The organism is Pseudanabaena sp. PCC 6802 (assembly GCF_000332175.1).
Classification (GTDB): domain Bacteria; phylum Cyanobacteriota; class Cyanobacteriia; order Pseudanabaenales; family Pseudanabaenaceae; genus PCC-6802.
On record NZ_KB235910.1, the window covers coordinates 674,278 to 698,306 of the forward strand.

General features: G+C 48.5%; 20 protein-coding genes, 1 tRNA gene and 1 pseudogene. 18 read left to right on the forward strand and 4 right to left on the reverse strand.

Annotated elements, in window-relative coordinates; translation table 11 throughout:
• Window positions 1-149: pseudogene (locus tag PSE6802_RS32465) on the forward strand (IS256 family transposase); the annotation flags it as partial.
• On the opposite strand, the gene PSE6802_RS31705 reads toward PSE6802_RS32465, so the two are convergent.
• Window positions 138-1,127 carry a transposase gene (locus PSE6802_RS31705; RefSeq protein ID WP_225902636.1) on the reverse strand — a complete coding sequence of 330 codons (990 nt, stop codon included), beginning with the start codon at window positions 1,125-1,127 and terminating at the stop codon, window positions 138-140. The pseudogene PSE6802_RS32465 and the gene PSE6802_RS31705 overlap by 12 nt on opposite strands.
• Window positions 1,128-1,215: 88 nt before the next feature.
• On the opposite strand from PSE6802_RS31705, the gene PSE6802_RS0103425 reads away from it, so the two are divergent.
• From PSE6802_RS0103425 to PSE6802_RS0103450, 6 genes are all read left to right on the forward strand, one after another.
• Complete coding sequence (locus tag PSE6802_RS0103425; protein WP_026103028.1) at window positions 1,216-1,524, forward strand: DUF5991 domain-containing protein; 309 nt, start codon at window positions 1,216-1,218, stop codon at window positions 1,522-1,524.
• A 301-nt stretch (window positions 1,525-1,825) separates the two neighbouring features.
• Entirely contained in the window at window positions 1,826-3,430 is a 1,605-nt protein-coding gene (locus PSE6802_RS27575; protein WP_019498664.1) for a protein kinase domain-containing protein, read from the forward strand.
• 50 nt (window positions 3,431-3,480) lie between these two features.
• On the forward strand, window positions 3,481-5,127 hold the full coding sequence (locus tag PSE6802_RS30735) for a protein kinase domain-containing protein (protein ID WP_019498665.1): 1,647 nt from the start codon (window positions 3,481-3,483) through the stop codon (window positions 5,125-5,127).
• A gap of 163 nt (window positions 5,128-5,290) precedes the next feature.
• Complete coding sequence (locus PSE6802_RS0103440) at window positions 5,291-6,616, forward strand: DNA cytosine methyltransferase (RefSeq protein ID WP_019498666.1); 1,326 nt, start codon at window positions 5,291-5,293, stop codon at window positions 6,614-6,616.
• Window positions 6,609-7,424, forward strand: coding sequence for a hypothetical protein (locus tag PSE6802_RS0103445; protein WP_019498667.1), 816 nt, complete (start codon window positions 6,609-6,611; stop codon window positions 7,422-7,424). The genes PSE6802_RS0103440 and PSE6802_RS0103445 overlap by 8 nt, the downstream gene beginning before the upstream one ends.
• A gap of 253 nt (window positions 7,425-7,677) precedes the next feature.
• Window positions 7,678-8,886 carry a glycosyltransferase family 2 protein gene (locus PSE6802_RS0103450; RefSeq protein ID WP_019498668.1) on the forward strand — a complete coding sequence of 403 codons (1,209 nt, stop codon included), beginning with the start codon at window positions 7,678-7,680 and terminating at the stop codon, window positions 8,884-8,886.
• 73 nt (window positions 8,887-8,959) lie between these two features.
• On the opposite strand, the gene PSE6802_RS0103455 is transcribed toward PSE6802_RS0103450, so the two are convergent.
• Entirely contained in the window at window positions 8,960-9,664 is a 705-nt protein-coding gene (locus tag PSE6802_RS0103455; RefSeq protein WP_019498669.1) for a LuxR C-terminal-related transcriptional regulator, read from the reverse strand.
• A gap of 99 nt (window positions 9,665-9,763) precedes the next feature.
• Between PSE6802_RS0103455 and PSE6802_RS0103460 the strand changes: the two genes are divergently transcribed.
• Both PSE6802_RS0103460 and PSE6802_RS0103465 read left to right on the forward strand, forming a co-directional pair.
• The gene (locus PSE6802_RS0103460; protein ID WP_019498670.1) at window positions 9,764-10,441 is read left to right on the forward strand and encodes a DJ-1/PfpI family protein; all 678 of its coding nucleotides are present in this window, start codon (window positions 9,764-9,766) and stop codon (window positions 10,439-10,441) included.
• Window position 10,442: 1 nt separating this feature from the next.
• Window positions 10,443-10,844 (forward strand): DUF6220 domain-containing protein, encoded by a 402-nt coding sequence (locus PSE6802_RS0103465; RefSeq protein WP_019498671.1) that lies wholly within the window; start codon window positions 10,443-10,445, stop codon window positions 10,842-10,844.
• A gap of 43 nt (window positions 10,845-10,887) precedes the next feature.
• Here the strand turns inward: PSE6802_RS0103465 and PSE6802_RS0103470 are convergent, their stop codons facing one another.
• Window positions 10,888-12,201 carry an IS4 family transposase gene (locus PSE6802_RS0103470; protein WP_019498672.1) on the reverse strand — a complete coding sequence of 438 codons (1,314 nt, stop codon included), beginning with the start codon at window positions 12,199-12,201 and terminating at the stop codon, window positions 10,888-10,890.
• A gap of 365 nt (window positions 12,202-12,566) precedes the next feature.
• On the opposite strand from PSE6802_RS0103470, the gene PSE6802_RS0103475 reads away from it, so the two are divergent.
• The 3 genes from PSE6802_RS0103475 to PSE6802_RS0103485 all read left to right on the forward strand — a co-directional run bounded on the left by PSE6802_RS0103475 (window position 12,567) and on the right by PSE6802_RS0103485 (window position 16,827).
• Window positions 12,567-14,561 carry a DNA polymerase III subunit gamma/tau gene (locus tag PSE6802_RS0103475; RefSeq protein ID WP_019498673.1) on the forward strand — a complete coding sequence of 665 codons (1,995 nt, stop codon included), beginning with the start codon at window positions 12,567-12,569 and terminating at the stop codon, window positions 14,559-14,561.
• A 56-nt stretch (window positions 14,562-14,617) separates the two neighbouring features.
• Window positions 14,618-16,414, forward strand: a complete 1,797-nt coding sequence (locus PSE6802_RS0103480) for a serine/threonine-protein kinase (protein ID WP_019498674.1) — start codon at window positions 14,618-14,620, stop codon at window positions 16,412-16,414.
• 92 nt (window positions 16,415-16,506) lie between these two features.
• Window positions 16,507-16,827 carry an ISAzo13-like element transposase-related protein gene (locus PSE6802_RS0103485; protein ID WP_162139194.1) on the forward strand — a complete coding sequence of 107 codons (321 nt, stop codon included), beginning with the start codon at window positions 16,507-16,509 and terminating at the stop codon, window positions 16,825-16,827.
• 271 nt (window positions 16,828-17,098) lie between these two features.
• On the opposite strand, the gene PSE6802_RS0103490 is transcribed toward PSE6802_RS0103485, so the two are convergent.
• Window positions 17,099-17,171, reverse strand: a tRNA-Ala gene (locus tag PSE6802_RS0103490).
• Window positions 17,172-17,315: 144 nt separating this feature from the next.
• On the opposite strand from PSE6802_RS0103490, the gene PSE6802_RS0103495 reads away from it, so the two are divergent.
• From PSE6802_RS0103495 to PSE6802_RS0103520, 6 genes are all read left to right on the forward strand, one after another.
• Window positions 17,316-17,759, forward strand: a complete 444-nt coding sequence (locus PSE6802_RS0103495; protein ID WP_019498676.1) for an ATP-binding protein — start codon at window positions 17,316-17,318, stop codon at window positions 17,757-17,759.
• A 454-nt stretch (window positions 17,760-18,213) separates the two neighbouring features.
• Window positions 18,214-20,421, forward strand: a complete 2,208-nt coding sequence (locus PSE6802_RS0103500; RefSeq protein ID WP_019498677.1) for a RelA/SpoT family protein — start codon at window positions 18,214-18,216, stop codon at window positions 20,419-20,421.
• A 439-nt stretch (window positions 20,422-20,860) separates the two neighbouring features.
• Window positions 20,861-22,348 (forward strand): glutamate synthase small subunit, encoded by a 1,488-nt coding sequence (gene gltD / locus PSE6802_RS0103505; protein ID WP_019498678.1) that lies wholly within the window; start codon window positions 20,861-20,863, stop codon window positions 22,346-22,348.
• Between the two features lie 111 nt (window positions 22,349-22,459).
• The gene (locus PSE6802_RS0103510) at window positions 22,460-22,669 is read left to right on the forward strand and encodes a hypothetical protein (RefSeq protein WP_019498679.1); all 210 of its coding nucleotides are present in this window, start codon (window positions 22,460-22,462) and stop codon (window positions 22,667-22,669) included.
• A 262-nt stretch (window positions 22,670-22,931) separates the two neighbouring features.
• Window positions 22,932-23,213, forward strand: a complete 282-nt coding sequence (gene clpS, locus PSE6802_RS0103515; protein ID WP_019498680.1) for an ATP-dependent Clp protease adapter ClpS — start codon at window positions 22,932-22,934, stop codon at window positions 23,211-23,213.
• Entirely contained in the window at window positions 23,210-24,022 is an 813-nt protein-coding gene (locus tag PSE6802_RS0103520; protein ID WP_019498681.1) for a CPBP family intramembrane glutamic endopeptidase, read from the forward strand. The genes clpS and PSE6802_RS0103520 overlap by 4 nt, the downstream gene beginning before the upstream one ends.
• Window positions 24,023-24,029 lie beyond the last annotated feature (7 nt).

Genomic DNA, 24,029 nt, shown 5'->3' on the forward strand with positions numbered 1-24,029 from the left:
AGGCTGTCTTCCCCGATGAGGAATCTGTCTTCAAGCTCATGTTCTTGGCCATGCATAACATTGCCAAGCGTTGGACTCGCCCCCTTAAGGATTGGAAGGCAGCGTTGTCATATTTTGCTATCCTATTCCCAGGACGTTTAAATTACTGACCTTATTTCTCGCTTACACAAAAATCTGAGCACTCTCAAACGCTTGCGTCCATAGCGTTTCAGCCGTATCACTTTCGTAAATGCCCACATGGTCTTACTTTGACCATTACGACAGGCGATCGTCACAGCCCGAAAGCTCTGAGGATGCTGAGACCGTAACAGGGTGGCGACAGCATCAACTCGTTGCCACTGGTTATCCCAAAGGATATGTCGCGATGATTCAATTTCGCTGACCCAGTGCTTGCCCTTACTTTCAATCAAACGCGTCAACTCCAGGGTCAATACGCCGTTGTCAAAAGCATAGTGGGCGTTGGGGAACTGTCCCTCTGTTTCCAGTTGTTCCACGAGGTCTCGCACGATTTCCGTGCGTTTACGATACTCCAGCCGATTGCTCTGGTAGCTGATTAACTCGCTCAGACGCGCCATTACCTGCGCCATCTCCGTGTAACTCTGTTGTGCGCTCATCTGCAAATATGCTTTCTCTGCCTCCTGCCAATTCGGTGGTTGCACTACCACGTCTAACCCATCGATATACTCCCGATTTGAGATTACTGCAGTCACCACTGTTTGGTAGTTGCTCATGCGATGCTCTACATAATCGTAACTGCGTTTGACTCCAAAGATTTCTTTGCCCCGTTCGTGATGTGCCAACGTCCAATCCAGGCTGATTACCTCTTTCCCCTTGCCTTGATGCTCCGATGATAATGTCTCCCGATGCTTTTGCATTAACTCTTCGCTATCCCACCCTGCCTCAAACACTGCCTCGTGCATTGCCCGTCGGCTCACGGCTTCTCCCTCTGGCCACACTATTTGGCTGTGGATCCCTTGTAATGTCTTGTTGGGACTTAGAATCAAACCATTGACATATCGACTGACGTGGTTAAATCCCTCTTCGCGACAAAACACGCTGCGATATGCCTGCATCCCTTTAGCTATGGTTGGTGCTACTCCTACCAGCCTGAAAAAAGGTAATAACATTGGCAAAACAAGGCTTTTTCGTCGTTTATTCCTTCATCTTAGCCTTTTGTTGCCCTTTTTAGACCTTACCTGCTTAACCTTCCAAGTCGTGAACTACAAGATCGCGATCGCTAAGCGCGGCAATAGCTATGTTGCTGATGTCGATCGCGATGGTTTTCAAACCCTGGAGCGCCTATCAGCAGAAGTACGCTCCACAGGGAGCGATCGCATAGGGCTTTATTTCACCAACTATCGACCGGATAACGTACGGGAAATTTACAAGCCTGGCGAGCTGTTGCTACAACTAGAAAAGTTACCGAATAGTCCTACTAAGGTAATTTGGGCTGGTATGCTCGGTCTATTACAGCAACAGGAATTGGTTCCGACGGATTTGGTCTTTGTGGCGCAGAAACCCTGAAACTAAGTTGGGGCTAAAACCAATCCAAATTGTTTGCTGAACCGTAGGAATAATAGAATGCAATTTAAATAAACTTAGCAGGCTGACGTTTTTTCATACTGCGATCGCTCTATCTCAAGCATTTCAGAAACTAATCGCCTAGAGTGAATGTAGTAATACCAAATCCGCGTTAATTATCCCTAATATTGACTGGCGACTAAAGTCGCGGCTGCACGAGCAAAGTTTGCCTGTGCGGACTTCCAGTAAAAGGGGGCTAAACAAGATTTGGTATAAACCCAAATTAACCTGGCACTGACTATTTATGATTGGCACCATACTACGAGGACGCTACGCAATACTGCAACAACTAGGAACTGGTGGGTTTGGCGAAACCTATGTAGCTGAAGATCGCGACTTACCCGGATCGCCTAAATGCGTAGTTAAGCGGTTAAAACCACAGTCTAAAGATCCCTTTGTCTGGCAGACGGCAAAACGCCTGTTCGATACCGAAGCGGCAGTACTATATCAATTAGGCAGCCACGCTCAGATTCCCAGACTAATGGCACACTTTGAGGAAGATCGGCAGTTTTATCTGGTGCAAGAGTTTATCGAGGGGCGGGATTTAAGCCAGGAGTTGTTGCTCGGCGTGCAGTGGAGCGAGGGGCAGGTGCTGACATTTCTGCGAGATACCTTGGGAATTTTGGAATTTGTCCATCAGCAAAATGTGATTCACCGCGATATCAAGCCCGCTAATATTATTCGACGCTTTAGCGATGGCAAATTAGCGTTAATTGATTTTGGTGCGGTCAAGGAAATCCGATCGCTAATGACAACAGTGCAGGTACAGTCTGGCAGCTCGGTTGCAGTCGGCACGCCCGGATATATGCCTGGCGAGCAGGCTATAGGCAAGCCCCGCTTTAGTAGCGACATTTACGCTTTGGGCATGACGGCAGTGCAAGCTTTAACGGGTATGCCCCCAGAGCGTCTCAAGGAAGACATTACCACGGGCGAACTGGCATGGCGACAGCACGCCCAGGTAAGCGAGGCTACAGCAAAGGTAATTGACAAGATGGTGCGATCGCATTTTCGCGATCGCTATCAGTCCGCCAGCGAAGTTCTCAGCGACCTGGGACAAAAGGTATCTGAAACGGCGGTAGATAAGCCTCAGCCGTTTAGACTAGTGCCTATCCTGGCAGGTTTGGGCATCATCGGTACGGTAATTGGTATAAGTTTCGCTGCGCCTAGATTTGTGGCGCACAACATCCAGCCCACTCCTCCGGTTACCACAACCACCTCAGCCGCTCCTAACCCTACTCCCACAGTAACTGCACCTACTACTTCGCCCAAGGCCGATCCTGCGACCGATGCCATCATCGATCGCGGAGCAGATTTATGGAACAACCGCAAATATGCCGAAGCCCTGGTTGAGTTCGATCGAGCGATCGCGCTGAACGATAACTACGATCGCGCCTGGAGTTGGAGAGCTTCTGCTCTAAATTCCCTCAAACGCTATGAAGAGGCAATTAACGCCGCCGATCGCGCGACTGCTTTGAATGCCAGCAATGCCTATGCCTTATCCAATCGCGGCTTTGCCCTTGAAAAACTCAAGCGTTACGACGAAGCATTGGCAGCCTACGATCGAGCGGTAGAAATTAATCCTAATCTAGATTTTGCGTGGAAAGGGCGTAGTACCCAGCTTATTTCTCTAGAGCGTTATAACGAAGCGCTGGAGTCTGCCGATAAAGCGATTAGACTGAATGCCAAGGATGCCTATGCTCTTGTCAATCGCGGTTTTGCCCTCGAAAAACTGCAACGCCATGACGAGGCGCTGAAAACCTATGAGCTTGCTGTGGGGATCGCACCAAACGATGCTGTTGTAGTCGGCTACCGCGATCGCCTGGAGCAAAGGTTAAAAACTAAAGGCTAAAAACTAAAGGTTTTAAATGTTGTAAATTGAAATAAACGTCACTGACTATTATGATTGGCACTATACTTCGAGGACGCTACGCCATACTTCAACAACTAGGCACTGGCGGGTTTGGCGAAACCTATATTGCTGAAGATCGCGACTTACCTGGTTCGCCTAAGTGCGTAGTTAAGCGTTTAAAACCGCAGTCTGCAGATCCATTTGTCTTGCAGACGGCAAAACGCCTGTTCGATACCGAGGCAGCGGTGCTGTATCAACTGGGCAGCCACGACCAGATCCCCAGGCTGATGGCGCACTTTGAGGAAGATCGACAGTTTTATTTGGTACAAGAGTTTGTGGAGGGGCGAGACTTAAGCCAGGAGCTTTTACCAGGTGTCCGTTGGAGCGAGGGACAGGTGCTGGCATTTCTGCGAGATATCTTGGGGATTTTGGAATTCGTCCATCAGCAAAATGTGATTCACCGCGATATCAAACCCGCTAATATCATTCGCCGCTATAGAGACAGCAAATTAGCCCTAATTGATTTTGGCGCGGTGAAGGAAATCCGATCGCTGGTGACAACAATTCAGGCGCAGTCTGGCAACTCAGTTGCGGTCGGCACGCCCGGATATATGCCTGGCGAGCAAGCGGTGGGCAAGCCTCGCTTTAGTAGCGATATTTACGCTTTGGGCATGACAGCAGTACAAGCTTTAACAGGTATGCCCCCAGAGCATCTCAAGGAAGACATTACCACTGGTGAAGTGGCATGGCGACAGTACGCCCAGGTAAGCGAAGCAACTGCCAGGGTTATCGATAAGATGGTGCGATCGCATTTTCGAGATCGCTATCAGTCAGCGCGTGAGGTACTCAGCGACCTGGGACAGACGGTGGGAACAACGACAGTAGAGAGAACCCAACAACCCTTTAAGCTCGTACCTGTACTGGCAGGCTTGGGCATTATCGGCACTGTCATAGGTGCTGGTTTAGCCGCCCCTAGATTTTGGACGCAGGCCAACATCCAACCCCCCATTACGCCAGTTACAGCATCCCCTTCCCCTTCTCCTAACACTCCAGTTACTCCCGTTGCCGTCACCCCAACACCTACTCCCATATCTTCGCCGACTGCTCCACCAGTCAAGGCTGATGCTGCTACCGATGCCATCATCGATCGAGGTGCAGATCTGTGGGATAACCGGAAATACGCCGAAGCATTGGTTGAGTTTGATAAAGCGATCGCGATAAATGGTAATTACGATCGCGCCTGGAGTTGGAGAGCTTCGGCATTAAATTCCCTCAAACGCTATAACGAAGCATTGGAGGCGGCAGACAAGGCGATAAGCTTGAACCACAACAATGCCTACGCTTTATCCAATCGCGGCTTTGCGCTCGAAAAACTCATGCGTTATGACGAAGCGTTGGCAGCTTACGATCGAGCCGTAGAAATTAACCCCAATCTCGATTTTGCTTGGAAAGGACGTAGCGCTCAGCTTAATTTTCTAGAGCGCTATAACGAAGCGTTGGAAGCAGCGGATAAAGCGATTAGCCTGAATGCCAAGGATGCCTATACTTTTGCCAATCGCGGTTTCGCGCTCGAAAAACTGATGCGAGAAGATGAGGCGCTGGAGGCATACAAGCAAGCCGTGCGAATCGCTCCAAACGATGCTTTCCTAGCTGGTTACCGAGATCGCTTGGAACAAAGGTTAAAATCTAAGGGCTAAAATCTAGAACTCTTAAGGTGGTGCAGTGCCCACCTGCGTATGGGCGACGCTCGACTTAGCGATCGTCGCCATCAGCCTTTAAAAAAGCTGAAAGCTGACCGCTGAAAGTGATTTGCTGGTAAGCTATTGCTAAACATGAGCTAGTTGTTGGGAAACAAAAGACATGAAGCGACCGATCGCCATAGATTTGTTTGCTGGAGCAGGAGGGCTAAGCCTCGGATTTGAGCAAGCGGGATTTGATGTCGTCGCTGCGGTTGAAATCGATCCTATCCATGCCGCCATTCATCAGTTTAACTTCCCTGAATGCGTGGTAATTCCTCGTTCAGTTATTGGTTTGACTGGCAATGAGATTCGCAAAGCGGCCAGGATTGGTAATCGCAGAGTTGATGTCGTATTTGGTGGTGCACCGTGTCAAGGGTTTTCGCTCATGGGACAAAGAGCGCTTGACGATCCTCGCAATGCATTAGTCAGAGAGTTTGTGCGCATTGTCTCCGAACTCCAAGCTAGTTACTTTGTGTTTGAGAATGTCAAAGGGTTAACTATAGGAAAGCACCGTCAGTTTCTTGAAGAAATTATTACAGCTTTTGAGGAGATTGGATATAATATTCTCCTCCCTTGGCAAGTCCTTAATGCTTCTGGTTATGGAGTTCCACAAGATCGTCAACGTCTCATTTTGATGGGGGCACAAAAAGGGAAACAGCTTCCATCCTATCCAATTCCTACTACACGCGCAGCGGGTAGCACTAAAGGTGATCTACCTATGGGGCCATCCTGTTACGATGCATTATCTGACTTACCAGAAGCCGAAGAGTTTATTGCGTTGATTAACAGTGATGAAGTAAAGACTAATGCTTGGGGCAAGGCAAGCAAATATGCCCGCATAATGCGCTGTAATGATGAAGATGCCTGGAGTTATGGATACAAACGCAAATGGGACTCTAAACTTCTAACTTGTAGTATGAGGACTGAGCATACTCAAATTTCACGTTTGAGGTTTGCTAAAACTGAGCCAGGGAAAGTCGAACCTATATCAAGATTTTTCCGACTACCTAGCAACGGGGTATCAAATACACTACGGGCAGGTACAGATTCAGCGCGCGGGGCGTTTACGAGTCCAAGACCAATTCACTACGATCGTGCCCGTTGTATCACCGTGCGAGAGATGGCGCGCTTGCATAGCTTTCCTGACTGGTTTAGATTTCATGAGACTAAGTGGCATGGAGCTCGTCAAATTGGGAATGCTGTCCCCCCAGCTCTAGCTCGCGCTGTTGCAACTCAAATTATACAAGCAATGAATGTCAAGCCAGAACGTCCAGAACTCATATTAAAGCTAGGCGATCTGCCACTGTTGCGACTAGATATGTCCCAGGCATCGAGTTATTGGGATATTGTTGTACCAATTGCTAAGCGAGATCGTAAAAGCGGAGTAACGAAAAGGACACAGGAAGAAATAGAAATGAGCAGTATTAACGAGGCTGCATATGGCTAAACGCCTAGGGGAAAAGCAGTCAAGATATAAATCTCTAGTAAGCAAAGTTTTTCTAGATCGCTACAGAGAAGGTCTAACAGAGGTTCCTTTCATGCGTAGTGACTTGGAATCAGCGGCGCAGGATTTAGGGATTGAACTGCCTAAGAATATTGGAGATGCGTTGTACTCTATTCGTTATCGAACGCAGATGCCAGACGAAGTGTTAGCAACCCAGCCCGAGGGTAGGGAGTGGATTATAGAGGGCAAAGGAAAGGCAAGTTATGCGTTTAGTCTAGTTAGCATTAATCGTATCGTACCAAATGAGGCACTAGTAAAAATAAAGATTCCTGACGCAACTCCAGAGATAATTGGCGCTTATGCGCTTTCAGATGAACAAGCTTTGCTTGCTAAGGTTCGCTACAATCGATTAATCGATATCTTTCTCGGAATTACAGGTTACTCACTCCAAAACCATCTACGCACAACAGTTAAAAAAATAGGCCAGATTGAGATCGATGAAATCTATGTAGGAATTGATCGGCAGGGACGACAGTATATTTTACCAGTGCAGGCGAAGGGAGGGAACGATCAGCTATCAGCGGTGCAAACCAAGCAAGACATACATTGCTGTCAGCAAAAATTCTCAAATCTTATATGTCGTCCTATCTCTACACAATTTATGGCAGATGATGTAATTGCGATGTTTGAACTTACATTAGATGACGACCAAGTGAGGATTATTGATGAAAGACACTACAAATTGGTTCCAGCTAATCAAATTTCAACTGACGATCTAAAGTCCTACTGGCACAGAAATAATCCTCTTTAGACTAAATTTTGAGATCGTATTGGGTTATCCAAAAAGATTATAGAATCATTCTATCCAGCGTTATTACAGCTAGCTATAGTTGTCGCCACTAGGTTCGGGACGGAGTGCATGGATGGAACACCCCAGTGGCTCTAGGAGGAAACCCCAAGATCGCCCTGCCTCACCTGTGTGGCACAGCCCTTGTCTTAACAGATTTGTCTACAGCTATATAACTGCGGTCAAGGTGAATTGCTTTACAATAGTTAATAAAAACATGTACTTAGCCTTGCTCCTGCTTATTTGCTTATCTCTGTTTGCCTCACTGGTCGCGATCGCCATATTCAGCAAACGCTTGCAAGCCTCTATGGCTCAAGCCCCTAATCTAGCGCCCGTGGCGAGCGACGTACGCGATACCTCATCGATCGGCGTAGTCATCCCTGCCTATAACGAAGAAATTAATATTCGAGACTGCGTGCAGTCAGTTTTGCAGAGCGATCTAGCCGATCCTACCAAATTAGAGGTTTGGATTGCCGATGACGAGTCTCAAGATGCCACTGGCACGATCGCTCGGGAATTAGCGGCGATGGATGCAAGGGTCAAAGCGATCGCCGTACCCCCGCGTCCAAAGGATCGAGTATGGCGCGGCAAGAATTGGGCCTGCGCTAATGCAGCTCCCCATGTGACGAGCGAATATTTATTATTCATCGATGCGGATGTACGGCTAGAGCCAGGTGCGATCGCGGCGGCGATCGCTGAATCAAAAGCACATCAGAGCGATCTATTTAGCTGCGCGCCGGAAATGATTTGTGGTTGTTTTTCGGAGTGGCTGGTGCAACCAATTATGATGAGCATCCTGGCGGTTGGATTTAACTTTGAAGCGGTTAATGATGCCAGAGATCTAGAATCTGCCTTTGCGGCTGGCCCATTTATGCTATTTAAGCGGAATGCCTACGAAAAAATTGGCGGACACCGCGCGATTGCTGGCGAGCTAGTTGAGGATTTAGAACTCGCACGGTTAATCAAAAAGAGCGGTTTAAGATTGCGCTATATTCTGGGGTTGGGATTAATTAAAGTGCGGATGTATCAGTCATTTGCGGCGCTATGGGAAGGGTGGACCAAGAATTTCTATATGGGGTCGCAACGCAATCTGGGAGCAACGCTGTACTTCGCCTTAGCCATGACTTTGATATTTGTCATGCCCTGGTTAGGGTTAATCTCATCAACTATCGGTTATCTATTATCGGTTGATGACGCGAAGGGATTCTCACTCCTGGCGATCGCGATGTCATTAGTTGCGATCGGGTTGCAATATTATTTGCGTTCCAGTGCCGCTAGAAGCTTCAAACAACCTTTGCGTTACTGGTGGTTGGGGTGGCTGAGCGGTGCCCTCGTGGTGGCGATCGCGATCGCATCGGTTATTAAAACTGAAACGGGTTGGGGTTGGACGTGGCGGGGACGCTCTCTGGCAGTGCCGACCAAATAGAGCAAGCGATGCCATTCTTTCTTACAGGATTTCAGGCCGATGGTTCACAGCAAATTCTGTTACCCATCTGTTCTCATTGTACCTGCCTAAGTCCTGATTCTGGTGTAGAGAGTTGTGCAACCATTTCTGTACGCGACGAAACTCTAAGTTTACGAAACATTCGCTTCAAAGCCTGCTTGACAGAATTCTCGGTAATCCAAAGTTCATTCCCGATCTCTGCGTTGGTTCGCCCTGAAGCAACCAAGTTGGCAATCTGTAACTCACGCGGCGTTAATCGATGGGTACTAAACGGTTGGTGCGGAGGTTTTGAAGTTACGCTTTGTGCGAATCGCACGGTTGCAGTCCACGCGGATAGATGCAAACAAATAGCACTCAGATCGGCTAAATCTTGGGCATCAAAGGCAGGCATCGATCTTTCGCGGGTACATCCCACTGAACCAACGACTTGACCGCGCTCGACGATCGGTCCTGCCATCACATGCCAGTGATCCGGACGCGGACAGATTAATTTCCAAGTCTTGGGCGTGGTCACCAATCCTTCATGGACGGGAGTATGACGTTCTGCGATATAACGCGCCACAGGATTATGTTCCAAAGATAGGGCAAGGTTGAGAATGGGTTGAAACTTTCGATCGGCTTTTAGCCGATCGAAGAAAAAGATGCCCGAGCGCTTGGCAGCAAAGTACTCCCCAAGTTTTGGTGCAAGGTGCGATCGCAAATCATCCTCATCCTTTGCTTGATAAATTTCTTCAAATAACAGCTTCAAGGAAACGATCATAGTGGTGAAAAGAGTACTCGATCGAGTACTAGGCATGCTGGGTTGCTATCCCTAGTATAAGGATAGCTTCAGTTCCAATTGCTACAAGGAGATTAATTTATGACTGACTCACAAAAACACATCATTGGTTTGGTCTTTTATCCTGGCATGACATCACTGGACATTGTAGGTCCCCATCAAGTTTTTAGTGCGCTTCCCGGTGTCGAACTGCATCGGATCTGGAAAACGCTAGACCCGATTACATGCGATGACGGATTGGTAATTTTGCCGGATACCACCTTTGCAAATTGCCCGCCCCTGGACGTGATTTGTGTCGGTGGCGGTTTAGAGCAACGTTCAGTCGTAGACGATCCAGAGGTGCTGGAGTTTTTCCGCAAACAAGGCAGCACTGCCAAGTTTATTACTTCTGTGTGTGGCGGGTCGGAGTTTCTGGCGAAGGCAGGGCTGCTACAGGGTTATCGAGCAGCCACGCACTGGGGAATGCGCGAACAACTGATGGCAAATCTGGGTGTTGAGGTTGGTACCGAGCGCGTCGTTGTCGATCGCAATCGCATCACGGGTGGAGGCGTAACAGCCGGGATCGATTTTGGTTTAACGATCGCGAGTATCCTTTACGATGAGGAAACCGCCAAGATTGTGCAATTATTACTGGAGTACGATCCCGCTCCTCCGTTTGATGTCGGTTCGCCCGAAAAAGCGGGACCTGAGTTGGTCAAGAAAGCAGTGTTATTTATGCAGGGGTTGTCAAGTTTAGAACTTGCAAAATCAGCAAGCTGACATGACTATAACTTCGGAAACAGAAGGGGATGTTGCTGCTGCAAGCTGGGTAAAACTTGGGTTTTACGCGACTTCCATCCTCTTTAACGTTTGTCTAATTGCTCAGGTATTAACGGTTGGTGTTGCCTACTTCAGCGATCCGGCTTGGTGGACTGTTCACGTGTGGCTCGTGCGAGGGTATGGTGGCCTGTCGTTAATATTGCTGGCAGGGTCATTAATTGCTCCATTCTCAGACAGAGTTCGCTCGCTCGCCGCAAGTCTACCTGTGCTGCTTGGACTTCAGTTTTGCAGCATTCATCTCAAAACTTCGCTTCACTTAGAGGTACTTCATCCTCTGATTGGCTTCATATTATTCTATGTTTCCTCAAGCCTCGTACACCGTGTATCGCGTGAGTATATATAGCTATAGCCAATAGGCTTAGGACAGGGGGTGTGGGGCAGTGGTGTCAAGTTAAGGCATCCGCCCAGATGTCAAGGGAGTGCGCCTGAATCTGTCGCTGTCGTTTCCGCTTTGATTTAACCAGGCCAAAGGATTTGGCATAAGTGACCAGGAATGTTACAAGGTCGGTTGCACGACCTTGTTGACGAGCACGGGAAAAGTGATAGAAACTGCGGAACACCATTTCCACTGAAATGCATTCAAGGGGTTGGCGCAAGGCAACTGCGACTTGAGCGCAGAGATCCATCAGTAGCACGTAGAAGATCCAAGTACTATAAAGCTGAATTTTGACGCCATTGCTACCGCAGACCCACAAGTATGATAAACCTAACAATCGCTTCGTGAGCAAGAAGGCATCTTCAATCTGCCAACGCCGTCGATAGAGGTCGCAGACTTGTTGAGGGGAGAGGCGAGTCGGTTCCAGGACATTGGTAAGATAGGTGTACCAGGTTTTGCCCCACAAGACGGAGACCAAGCGCAGTGGATGGGTACAGGGATTAGAGCGATACTGTCCTAATTCGATCAGTTCATCGCGATAGAAATTGCCCTGACTCAGAACGCGAGTGACTTTGTAGGCGCTCTTTTGCCGCAAGCGGGTGACAAACCATTTCTGGGTTTCGGTGAATGTATCAAACCAGACGAAACTAAAAAACCCTAAGTCAAACACCAACAGCCCATCCACGGGCAATCGCTCCAACAGTTGCTGACTCCAGGTTTTATCATTGGCGTGTTCATCTGGGGTGTACCAAATCCCTAAAGGACGCAAACTCCAGGCATCCACCAACGCCATCATCTTACCCCCTAAGGGGAATTTCTGGTTGCGCAGGCGCTCCAGCTTCTTTGCTAACGCTTCGAGAACCGACCCATCTGCCATGGCCACGGTTGTAAAGCTTGCCTGTACCTGTCCCCATGCCTGCGGCACCAGCGCTGAATTTGCGGACACGGGCAACCGCATCAGTACTTGTTCCCACATCTGCACAAACAAAGCCGCAGGCAGCGTACGCAAGCGCTCTGACAGGGCTTGCTTCGTCACTCGCTTTGCCTCCACCCATAACAAGCCATCCTGTTCCAGCAAGCGCAGCACTTCACTTAGTCCGCCGATCTGTCGATACACTAGGCTCAACACGATCGCACACATCACGGGCAACGTTAACACTCGCTCGCGCAACTGTCGAGTTTTGTCTCGCACCGTTTTGAGATTAGCAAATGTCCCTGGACTCAACCAATCCCGCAGTCGCGCTTCTAACTCTTCATTGCTCGGCGCGGGCACGCTCACTCGTCGCCGCAAATCTGGATTCCCATATCGATGTTTTGCCTTCATAGGGGTAACCACAAATAGGTCTGATTTCAGCCTAAATCCGTTTGAGCTACCCCTTGACAATGACTATCTTTTCTTAACTTGACACCACTGGGGTGTGGGGGCGCAGCCCCCACACCCCCTGTCCTAACAGATCTGTCTACGGCTATAAAACATTGAGGTGAATGGCGAGCTATAGCGTTTTTCAATTGAGAACAGGTTTTATTGACGGGGTAAAAGGGGGCCACCCCTTCTTGGGGGCATTGCCCCCAAACCCCCTTCTCGTTTTCATCTGAAAACCGCTATATGCATGATGGCAATGGAATTGCGATCGTAAACTAGAAGAAGCATAGATACTGTATAAGGCAGTCTTTGAGCGAATTCGCCATATGGGTTATGAGCCTTTACACCATAAATACCGCCCGCAAACCTTTGCCGATCTGGTTGGGCAAGAAGCGATCGCCACGATCCTAACCAATGCGATCGAAACACAGCGCATTGCGCCTGCCTATTTGTTAACTGGGGCTAGAGGCACGGGCAAAACCTCCACCGCTCGGATTATGGCAAAATCGTTGAATTGTCTCAGTTATGATGCGCCCACCCCCACACCTTGCGGTCAATGCGAACTATGCCGCAGCGTAACCATCGGTAATGCCCTCGATATTACCGAAATTGATGCCGCCAGCAATACAGGCGTTGATAATATTCGCGAGTTGATCGAACGCGCCCAATTTGCCCCAGTTCAGGCTAGGTATAAAGTTTATGCAATTGACGAGTGTCATATGCTTAGCACGGCAGCATTTAATGCTTTACTCAAAACTTTAGAAGAACCACCCGATCGCGTTGTTTTTATCCTCGCCACCACCGATCCGCAAAGAGTATTACCTACGATTATTTCGCGTTGCCAAAGATTTGACTTCCGGCGCATACCACTTGGGGCAATGGTGGGACATCTGCAAAAGATTGCCGATCTCGAACGCATTGCCATTAATCCCGAAGCGATTACTCTGGTAGCACAGATCGCTCAGGGAGGTTTGAGAGATGCGGAAAGCCTCCTCGATCAGCTCAGTCTCACTGAAGGTGAAATTACAACCGAGGCGGTATGGGATTTAGTCGGCACCGTTCCAGAACGAGATCTGTTAACGCTGCTAGAAGCAATCGCTCAGGATAACTCTATCCAGGTGCTGGAACAATCCAGGCAAGTAATGGATCGAGGTCGCGAGCCATTAATCGTATTGCAGAGTTTGGCAGGAATGTATCGCGATTTATTGATTGCCAAAACTGCCAGCGATCGCCGCGATCTGGTCGCTCTCACCGCCGCCAGTTGGGATAGATTGCAACAACTCGCAGCGATATTTCCCATTTCTAATATTTTGGCTGGACAACAGCATTTACGCAGCGCCGAAGTACAGGTTAAAAATACCACTCAGCCGAGATTATGGTTGGAAGTAACTTTATTAGGTCTTTTACCATCAGCACGTGCGGTCGCAAGCGATTCTAGTAACTCTAAAGCGATCGCGCTACCATCCCCCCCATCAGGGCAGGCACAGAAAGGGCAGACACAAGACTCTGCCCCTGCAGCAAACCATCCCCCCGAAAACCAATCCCCGATCCCCAACTCCCAACCCCCAGTACTCCAACCTCCAACCCCCGCTCCCACATCAAAAGTCGATGCGGTCAATTCCGAGCGTGCCAGCAGTGCAGAGATTCCCCAAACGGATTCCGAGCCACCAGTATCCATATCGCCAGATTCCACGGCTGCCATCCCCGCTAGCCAGACCGAGACTGAAGAACCTCTACCTCTCGCTCCCGATCTAGAAGCCCTATGGCAGGAACTGATGCTCGCCTTACCCCCTGCGCCCAGGGGGTTGCTGGCCGAACATGGCAAATTTATCGAAGTAACCGAAACCAAAGTCAGAATCGGATTAAAAAACATCACATTTAAGAATATCGCAGAGACCAAACGCGATGACGTTACCAAATCCTGCGAAAAAGTGTTTAACCGCCCCATACAGGTAGTATTTGAAGCGATTGGAGCCAAAGCGATCGCCAGGAAAACCATGCCCGCCTCCCCCTCTGCAACGCCCGCTAACCCACCACCCCCATCGTCCCCATCAGGGCAGGTACAGAGAGAACGGGCACAGGGAGGGCAGGCACAAGGCACTGCCCCTACGCCCTTACGTCCACCAACCCCCAATAATCCTCCCAATAATCTAAATCCCAACCAAACCCCAGCCCCCAGCCCCCAGCCCCCAGCCAATCCTCAACCAACCTCCTTCACGCTAAAATCCCCCGAGGAACGAGCCATTCAAAATATTGCCGAATTTTTTGGCGGACAGATTATCGACCTTGACAGCGAGCCGGATGCAGGGAGTAAAGCATAATGCCGAAGTTACTGGCAGGTATGAGCTAAGATACTTAGCAGTCAACCTTTGTTGTTATGATTTCTACACTCTTAGATAACCGCTACCAAATTATTCGAGTATTGGGTACGGGTGGCTTTGGTGAGACTTTTTTAGCTGAGGACACCAAAATGCCCTCCAGTCGCTATTGCGCGATCAAGCAACTGAGAGCGATCGCCGATAATCCCCAGGTATATCAACTACTTCAGCAGAGATTTTTACGCGAAGCAGCCGTGCTGGAAGAGTTAGGTGAAGGTTGCAGCCAAATTCCCTGCTTATATGCCTACTTTACTGAGAACGAACAGTTCTACCTGGTGCAGGAATGGATTGAGGGGCAAACTTTGTTGGAAAAAGTAAAGTCTGAGGGCAGACAGAGTGAAGATTTCACGCGACAAATCCTGATTGACATTCTGCATATTTTGAACTACATCCACAGTCGTGGGATCATCCACCGCGATATCAAACCAGATAACATTATTCTACGCAACTGCGATCGCCAGCCAGTTTTGATCGACTTTGGAGCCGTGAAAGAAACTGTGGGTGGGGGAGCAATACCTCACGCGACAAAATCAATTATTATTGGTACGCCTGGATTTATGTCTTCAGAACAGTCGATGGGCAGACCGACCTTCGCCAGCGATCTCTACGGTCTGGGCATGACTGGCATTTACCTGCTTACAGGTAAAATGCCGAGGGATTTAACTACCGACCCTGAAACTGCCGAAATTGTCTGGCGGGGGCAAGCACCTGGCATCAGCGAGTCACTAGCGCGAATATTGGAGAAAGCCGTGCAGTTTTATCCTCGCGATCGCTATGGGAATGCCAAAACCATGCTGAGCGATTTGGAAAATGCTAGCGAGCCTGGCTTTGTGCCCTTACCTTCACAGGTGCCAACTATGGCAATACCGATTTCAAGGAAGAGCCAGAGTACTGGTGTGGCATCGCGTCAATTTACGCCAAAGCTATTAGTGGCTCAATCCGCATCCAGTCCCGTACCGAGTAGAGCTAGAAGATCTAAGCAGAAAATCGCGATCGCCACTTTTCTCAGTTTAGGCATCCTGTTTGGTATTGGTGCGGCGATCGTCCTGCCGTTTCTGAGAACGCTCCAAACATCAAATCCTATCGCTCAGCAAAATCCTACAATAAAACCAGTCAAGCCCATTGCGATCGCGCCTACTTCTTTCTATTTCCTCGCTGATTCTGCCTATGCGGACGAGAGCAGTGCCAAGCGCCATGTCGAAGCTCTGAAAGCGGACGGATTCGATCGAGCTGGAATATTTAAGTTATCCGATTATCCCAATTTAAAACGGGGAAAAGCAAATACTCAGGTATACGTGGCGAAATTCCAAGATCGAGATAGCTGTATCGCGCAATTGGAACTTTACGTCACTCGTCATCCTAACGCTTACTGTGCCCTGGCCAGTACCGATCCTACCAGACCGATTGAGAAAGTAGCAGGTAGTTCGGTGCTGCCCCCCAAACCAGAGCCAGTTATAGCTCAAGCAAGTACATCTCCCGAGCAGGCAGTGCGAGAATACTACGATCTGATTAACCGACAAAACTACGCGATCGCGTGGGAGAGGTTGTCACCTGGCTTTCAACAAGCGAGGGCAAAACATGGATTTAAAGGTTCTTATCTATCCTGGTGGGGTGAAATAGAAAGAGTGGAAGTCAGTGATGCCAGCCTGGTGTCTCGCGGCGCGGATCTGGCAAAAGTGAATGCCGAACTGACTTATTACAAGAAAAACGGCGATATCATCCCCGAATCTCTGCAAATCTTTTTACGATGGGATACATCTCATGGTTGGCTATTTGATGATACAAGAGTAAGATAATCTAGCGCTCGGCAACTGACTATTAGCAGTCTGTTTCCCCAAAATTGCATCAACCGGAGAAAACTAATGGAATCACAGATAAAACTATTGCTTTGGCAATAATAGGAATCGAAATTCGCATTGCCCACTACCCTCCCTATACCTCCAAGTACAATCCCATTGAGTACCGCTTATTTCCCCATCTCTCTCGTGTGTGTCAAGGTGCGATCTTTGAGAGTGTCCAGACTGTTCAAGACTTAATGGCAAAAGCAACTACTCGCACAGGACTGAATGTATTTACGACCATACTCGACAAGAGCTATCAAACGGGGCGAAAAGTGGCTGAAGACTTCAAATCCAACATGAAGATTGTCTTTGATGAATTCTTGCCGCAATGGAATTATACGGCAAAGCCAGAATTACAAGTTATTTAATCCACGTTCCTAAGCAACCGCCCTGCCAGTAGCGTTATCGTCAACACCCACCGCTAGGGTGTAGCGCTTGCCCTGCCAGTGCCATCGCAGTCGTAACCTGCCTTCGTGGTTTTCTATAGTTACCTTCATTTCGGGGTAATTTTCGGGGTAATTTTACTAACCCAAACAACCCTTAAAAGCCTATTTTCGTTAGCTTATTGACAGCAAAAACGACCTTCAAGAGTTCTTTGCAACTCCCAAAAGTCTTATCTGTAAACGGTTCCCCAACCGATGGAGCTAAGCGGATTCGAACCGCTGACCCTCTCAATGCCATTGAGATGCGCTACCAACTGCGCTATAGCCCCAATTAAACCAGCTTATGTACGATCTCATAAATCTGGTATTTGTGTCAAACTTTTATTTATATTTGACGTACTGTAGTATTTTTTCCTATATCTGTGGTTAGAATGGTAATATAAAGTCAGCACTAACCTAGGAGTTAAGGTCGCGTGATCGTCACACCTCTCCGCCCAGTAGGGCAAACATGGAGTACTCTCAGTTTTGCTTCCACTCTATACCTAAAACCAGTTCTCGATCTCTTACTTGCTGAAGTCCCCCAAATTTGGCAAGCGGAGCTCCGCCTAGGGCTACAAGAAGCCCTTGTTAATGCAGCTAAGCACGGAAATCACCTCGATCCTGCTAAGCAGGTAATCGTGAAGTTTTCAATTGTAGCTCAGCAGTATTGGTGGGTTATTACCGATCAAGGATCTGAATGCGGCTGTTATGAAGTTGTTAACACTGAGTATTCCGAGGTTCCCTGTTTTGAATCTGAGTGCGGTCGAGGCTTTTATATCTTGCGGCAGATATTCGATCGCGTGCAATGGGACAATTCCATGCACGAACTACAATTGTGCAAGCAAATACCCCGCTATAGCGCTCCGACTATTTGTTAATAGTTTGCGCCCATGAATTTCGTTAGTGGGCGCTAGCGAGTAAATTCGCGTCGGCAAAAGCAAAGCCTGCCTCCGCAGGCTATATATACCAAGGATTCTGGCCATCCGCACAGGCGATTTTCTTTCTTGTAGCTGCGATTGCTCTTCGAGAAGCCGCTTTGCATGCCTCTAAAATAATAGCAATTGGAACGGTAACCACGACAGATCGAACGGGCTGAAGGGGTAGAGCCTCTTCGCGGGGGCGCTGCCTCCACCCCCCATCCATAACCACAACAATTTAAATTGGCATAAGCTAGGTTGTCGCGATCGCTTTGTAGGGGATTATTCCAACCTTGAATTAAATTGGTAGAGATCGTCTTTAGTAATTTTTGCTAAGTTTAAGATAGGATTATGAAAATACTTAAAGCAACTTTAAGTATTCTATAATAATTTATTTTTCACTAGAAGCTAATACATGAGCCCTGTTGCCTGTCTGACTGATGTAAGTGCTTGGATGCCAGCTTGGCTAAGGGAATGTTGGGAAAAAGTAGAAGCTAGCGACCCAGAGGCTTTGGAGAATAGTGGGTTGGTCTGTCGGGCTTTCCATTTTGCCCACCAACTGCATGAAGGACAGTGTCGCGCTTCCGGCGAACCGTATATCATGCACCCCATTGAGGTCGCTACCATATTACGCAATCTGGGGGGGAGCGAGGCCACGATCGCTGCTGGGTTTCTGCACGATGTAGTTGAAGACACAATTGTTACTGCTGACGAAATAGAGGCAAAATTTGGCTCAGAAGTACGTCAATTGGTCGAAGGGGTGACCAAGCTCTCTAAATTTAACTTTGAAAGCAAAACTGAGCGTCAAGCCGAAAATTTTCGCCGCATGTTCCTCGCCATGGCGCAGGATATTCGCGTCATTGTGGTGAAACTGGCAGATCGCCTGCATAATATGCGAACGCTAGAATACCTCAAGCCCGAAAAACAGATAACGATTGCCCGTGAGACCAGAGATATATTTACGCCTTTAGCAAACCGCTTGGGGATTTGGCAGATTAAGTGGGAAATGGAGGACTTGGCATTTAAATACCTCGAACCCGAGCAATATCGGCAAATGCAGAGCTTAGTATCGCAAACGCGTAGCAGTCGCGAAGATCAAATTGAGCGGGTAATTGAGGCTCTGCGATCGCGGCTCAACCAGGCTGGTTTCTGTGATTTTGAAATTAGCGGCAGACCAAAGCATTTGTATAGCATCTATAAGAAGATGCAGCACCAGCAAAAGGGATACGACGAGATCTACGATGTATCGGCAGTCAGGATTATTGTCAATACCAATGAGGAATGCTACAGGGTATTAGCGATCGCCCATGATTGCTTCCGCCCAATTCCAGGGCGCTTTAAGGATTATATTGGCTTGCCAAAGCCCAATCGCTATCAATCTTTACACACCACGGTGATTGAAAGCAACGGTCAGCCTCTAGAAGTACAGATTCGCACTTGGGAAATGCACCACATTGCGGAGTACGGCATTGCGGCACACTGGAAATATAAAGAAACCAATTCCAGCCAACCGGGAATCAAGAGCGAGGATGAAAAGTTTGGCTGGCTGCGGCAGCTAGTGGACTGGCAACGAGAGCTTAAAGACGACCAGGAATACATTGACTCCCTCAAAGAAAACCTATTTGATAGTGAGGTTTATGTATTTAGTCCTAAAGGCGATGTTTATTGTTTGCCACGAGGTGCTACGCCCGTAGACTTTGCTTATCGCGTCCATACGGAAGTAGGCAATCATTGTGCGGGTGCGTTGGTAAACAACCGCATGGTACCCCTGGATCGTCAGCTACACAATGGCGATATTGTCACGATCCTGCGTCAAAATAACGCTCATCCCAGCCTGGACTGGATTAATTTTGTCGCGACCAGTAGCGCCAGAAATCGCATCCGGCAGTGGTTTAAGCGATCGCACCGCGATGAAAATATCGCACGGGCGCGAATGATGCTGGAAAAGGCGCTGGGCAAGAACAGTCTAGAGGCTTTGATTAAGTCCGAGCAAATGCTGAAAGTGGCGGAGCGCTGTAACTATCACAGCGTCGATGATATGCTCGCAGCGCTGGGGTATGGCGAAATTTCGCTCAACATGGTCGTCAATAAACTGCGTGAAAATCAAGTTGCCAGCAATCTTACCGTTAAGCTCCCAAATCAACCATTAGCAGTTAGTTCTAAGGCTCCCATTCTGGGCATTGATGGTATGTTGCATCACATCGCGGGCTGTTGCAAGCCTCTGCCCGGCGAGCCAATTATTGGTGTGGTCACCCTGGGTGGTAGTAGGGGAATTTCCGTGCATCGTCAGGACTGTAGCAATCTCGATACTATCCCCGGCGATCGCCTCATTCCCGTGAATTGGAATAACGAGGAAAATGACAACCGACCGCTCACCTATCCAGTCGATATCCAGGTGGAAACTATAGATCGAGTGGGAGTACTCAAGGATATTCTGACTCGTTTGTCTGACAACAAAGTGAACGTGCGTCAGGCTCAGGTAGAAACTCAACCTGGTAAAGCCGCTTTAATCAATCTCAGCGTTGATGTTAGGGATCGCCAACAGTTTGAGAAAATTTGCAGTCAAATTACTAAAATGGGCGATATTCTCTCCGTGCGTCGCTTGATTCAATCAGACAATTGATGATGAATGCAAGGACATACACTAAGCTAGCAAGACGGTACGACCTGATTTATCTAGGTATCTTCACATTTGGTTCGGTTGACTATGCGATCTGCGATCTTGATTTTATAGCTATAGCCAATAGGCTTAGGACGGGGTGCAGCCCCCCACACCCCCTGTCCTAACAGATCTGTCTACAGCTATATTAGGTTCGTATGGGGATTCTAGTATTACAGAGATCTCCGGGACGGGTTTACAGTCGTCCGTGTTGGCAGGAGTCAGTAAATTTATTAGCAGACCTGAACACGGCGAAAATGTCTTTATATTTATTTAAGGCGATCGCAGCTTGCACTCAGTGCTTCCAGAATCGTTGGCTGGTAAGATCCAATGCAGTTTAGGCGATCGCTAAAACATCCAGGGGCATGGAGAAATAACGTAAATTTGTAGGTAAGACAGGATCATGGGCAAACCAACAGGCTTTATTGAATATCTACGGGAAGTAGCAGCAGAACTTTCACCACGCGATCGCATCCGTAACTGGGATGAATTTCACCTGCCGATGCCAGAAGAAAACCTGCGCAATCAGGGCGCTCGTTGCATGGACTGCGGTACGCCATTTTGTCATACGGGTACGCTCATCAGCGGTATGGCCAGCGGTTGCCCGATCAATAACCTCATCCCCGAATGGAACGACCTTGTCTATCGCGGACTGTGGCGCGAAGCGCTGGAGCGGCTGCACAAAACCAACAACTTCCCCGAGTTCACCGGACGAGTCTGTCCTGCTCCTTGTGAAGGCTCCTGCGTTCTGGGTATCCATAACCCACCCGTGACGATTAAGAACATCGAACATTCAATTATTGACAAAGGTTGGGAAGAAGGCTGGGTAGTTGCCGAACCACCCGCCAAACGAACTGGCAAAAAAGTCGCGATCGTAGGTTCTGGCCCTGCGGGATTGTGTGCCGCCGCTCAACTTAACAAAGCCGGACATTGGGTTACAGTCATTGAACGTGAAGATCGCCCTGGCGGTCTTCTGATGTACGGCATTCCCAACATGAAGTTAGATAAAAAAAAGGTTGTCATGCGTCGCCTTGAAATCCTGGAGAAAGAAGGCGTAAAGTTTGAATGCGGCATCGAAGTTGGGAAGGATTTGCCCGTTGCCAAATTAATGAAAGAATTTGATGCGATCGTGTTATGTACTGGCGCTACCAAACCGCGTGACTTGCCGATTGAAGGGAGGCAACTGCACGGTATTCACTTCGCGATGGATTTTCTCACGGCAAATACAAAATCACTATTGGATTCCAAACCCAGGCAGGATTTCATTTCCGCTCAAGATAAGGATGTGGTAATTATTGGCGGTGGCGATACTGGCACGGATTGCGTGGGAACTTCAATTCGTCATGGTTGTCGCAGTCTCGCGCAACTGGAGATCATGCCACGACCGCCGATGGAACGGGCAGCAGATAACCCCTGGCCGGAGTGGCCGAAGGTCTATAAGCTCGATTACGGTCAGGAGGAAGCTGCTGCTCAGTTTGGCGCTGACCCGCGCTCCTACGTTACCACAGCAACTAAGTTTGAAGGTGATGCCGATGGTAACGTTGCCGCAGTCCATACTATTCAGGTCAAATGGGAAAAAAATGAGAACGGTCAGTTTGTCCCGCAACACGTACCAGGCACCGAGAAAGTTCTACCAGCGCAACTCGTCCTTCTAGCAATGGGATTTCTCGGCCCCGAACAACCGCTACTTGATGCGCTCAATATCGAACGCGATCGGCGCACTAATGTCAAAGCTGAATATGGTAAATATGCTACCAATATTCCTGGTGTTTTTGCTGCGGGCGATTGTCGTCGAGGTCAGAGTTTAGTAGTTTGGGCTTTTAATGAAGGACGCGGTGCGGCACGCGAATGCGATTTATACCTGATGGGCAGTACCGATCTACCTTATTGAGAAAGCTCGCTTAATAGAATTTAATGCCTAGACGCAAAAAACCTCTGTAAAAACTGTCAGAATGGCTACACTAGATATAGATTCCTGAAATTTAGACATAAGGAAACTTCCATGCAGATTTCACCTCAAACTGCCTACGATAATCTCTCGTTGTTAGACAGCGTAGACGTATCCCAAAGTGCCTTTTATCGTCAATTAGCCCAGGAAGTGCTGGCCGATCCCGATATTAGTCTTTCCTGGCGGCAGGCGATCGCAGATCGCCTGAATCGGGCAAATCATCAGCTAGCTCACCGGCCAGCAACTGACGAAGACAGTTATTGACTCATCTGGCAAATGAGTAAAAAAACTTAGACAATCTCAACTAAAGTTTATATAATGGGAGGAAGAAAGTACTATTTCAAGTCCATGTTCGTGGCTGAAATGAGTCAAGATTGTCAGCCTAGTTAAATTGCGATCTAAACTTTACCCCTTAACAATTCCGTCAAGGGATGTATTGTTGCGACCATTGAAGCAAATCTAGGATGGAAATCGCCATTAACTTTCATAAAACCCTTAAATTTGCCAGATTCGGGAGTTTGCAACTATGTCTACAGAAACTATAGAACGTACTTCAACCACCCGTAAAATTGCACCGCGCTATCGAGTACTGCTGCATAATGACGACTTTAACTCGATGGAGTATGTGGTGCAAACGCTCATGCAAGTGGTAAACGGCATGACGCAGCCACAAGCAGTGGACATTATGATGGAGGCACATACCAACAATTGCGCCCTGGTGATTACCTGCGTGATGGAACACGCCGAGTTTTATTGTGAAGGGCTGCAAAGCAAAGGGCTGATCAGTACGATCGAACCAGAATCGTGAACGTTACTAAAATAGCCAGCTATGCAGCCCCAGCCCGACTGGGGCTATTTTTGGGCACTTTATTAACGATCTGGTTGCCGATCGCTGCCCCCCTTTATCTAATCTGGGGCGAACCCACTGGCACGGGTTTGGCCATCCTGTTGTATATCGAATTCATTGCCCTGATCTGGTGGTGGGGCAGAAATGTCGAGCAAAAGGCGCGCCCCTATGCCTATTACGGACTGGTATTTAGCTGGCAAAACTGGCAGGAATGCGCGATCGGTATTGGCTTGGGCGGAGCGAGTTTGAGCTTGCTGATGTTGCTAGAGTTAGGTTTGGGATGGTTCAGTTGGCGAACTGGAGCAGACTGGCAGCACGCGATCTTACCTGGGCTACTCACGAGCATGGGCGTGGGCTTTGCCGAAGAGCTACTGTTTCGGGGTTGGTTGCTAACGGAATTAGAGAAGGACTATGGCAACGGGCGATCGCTTGTCCTTAACAGCAGTATCTTTGCCCTACTGCATCTAAATTTTGCCAAGTTGGTAGAAAGCTTCGCAGTCATGGGCACACAGCTCCCAGGATTACTTCTACTAGGCATGGATCTAGTCTGGGCAAGGCGATCGCGATTCGGCAGGCTGGGGCTGGCGATCGGTCTGCACGGCGGACTCGTGTGGGTATACTACGTTATCAACACTACAAAACTATTGGTACCGACTAAAGCGGTTCCAGAATGGGTGACTGGTATTGGCGGCAACCCGATTGCTGGCATGATGGGAATATTGTTTTTAGGGGCGATCGCATTTATCCTAAACATTCTAAAGAGAGCATAGGACTTTT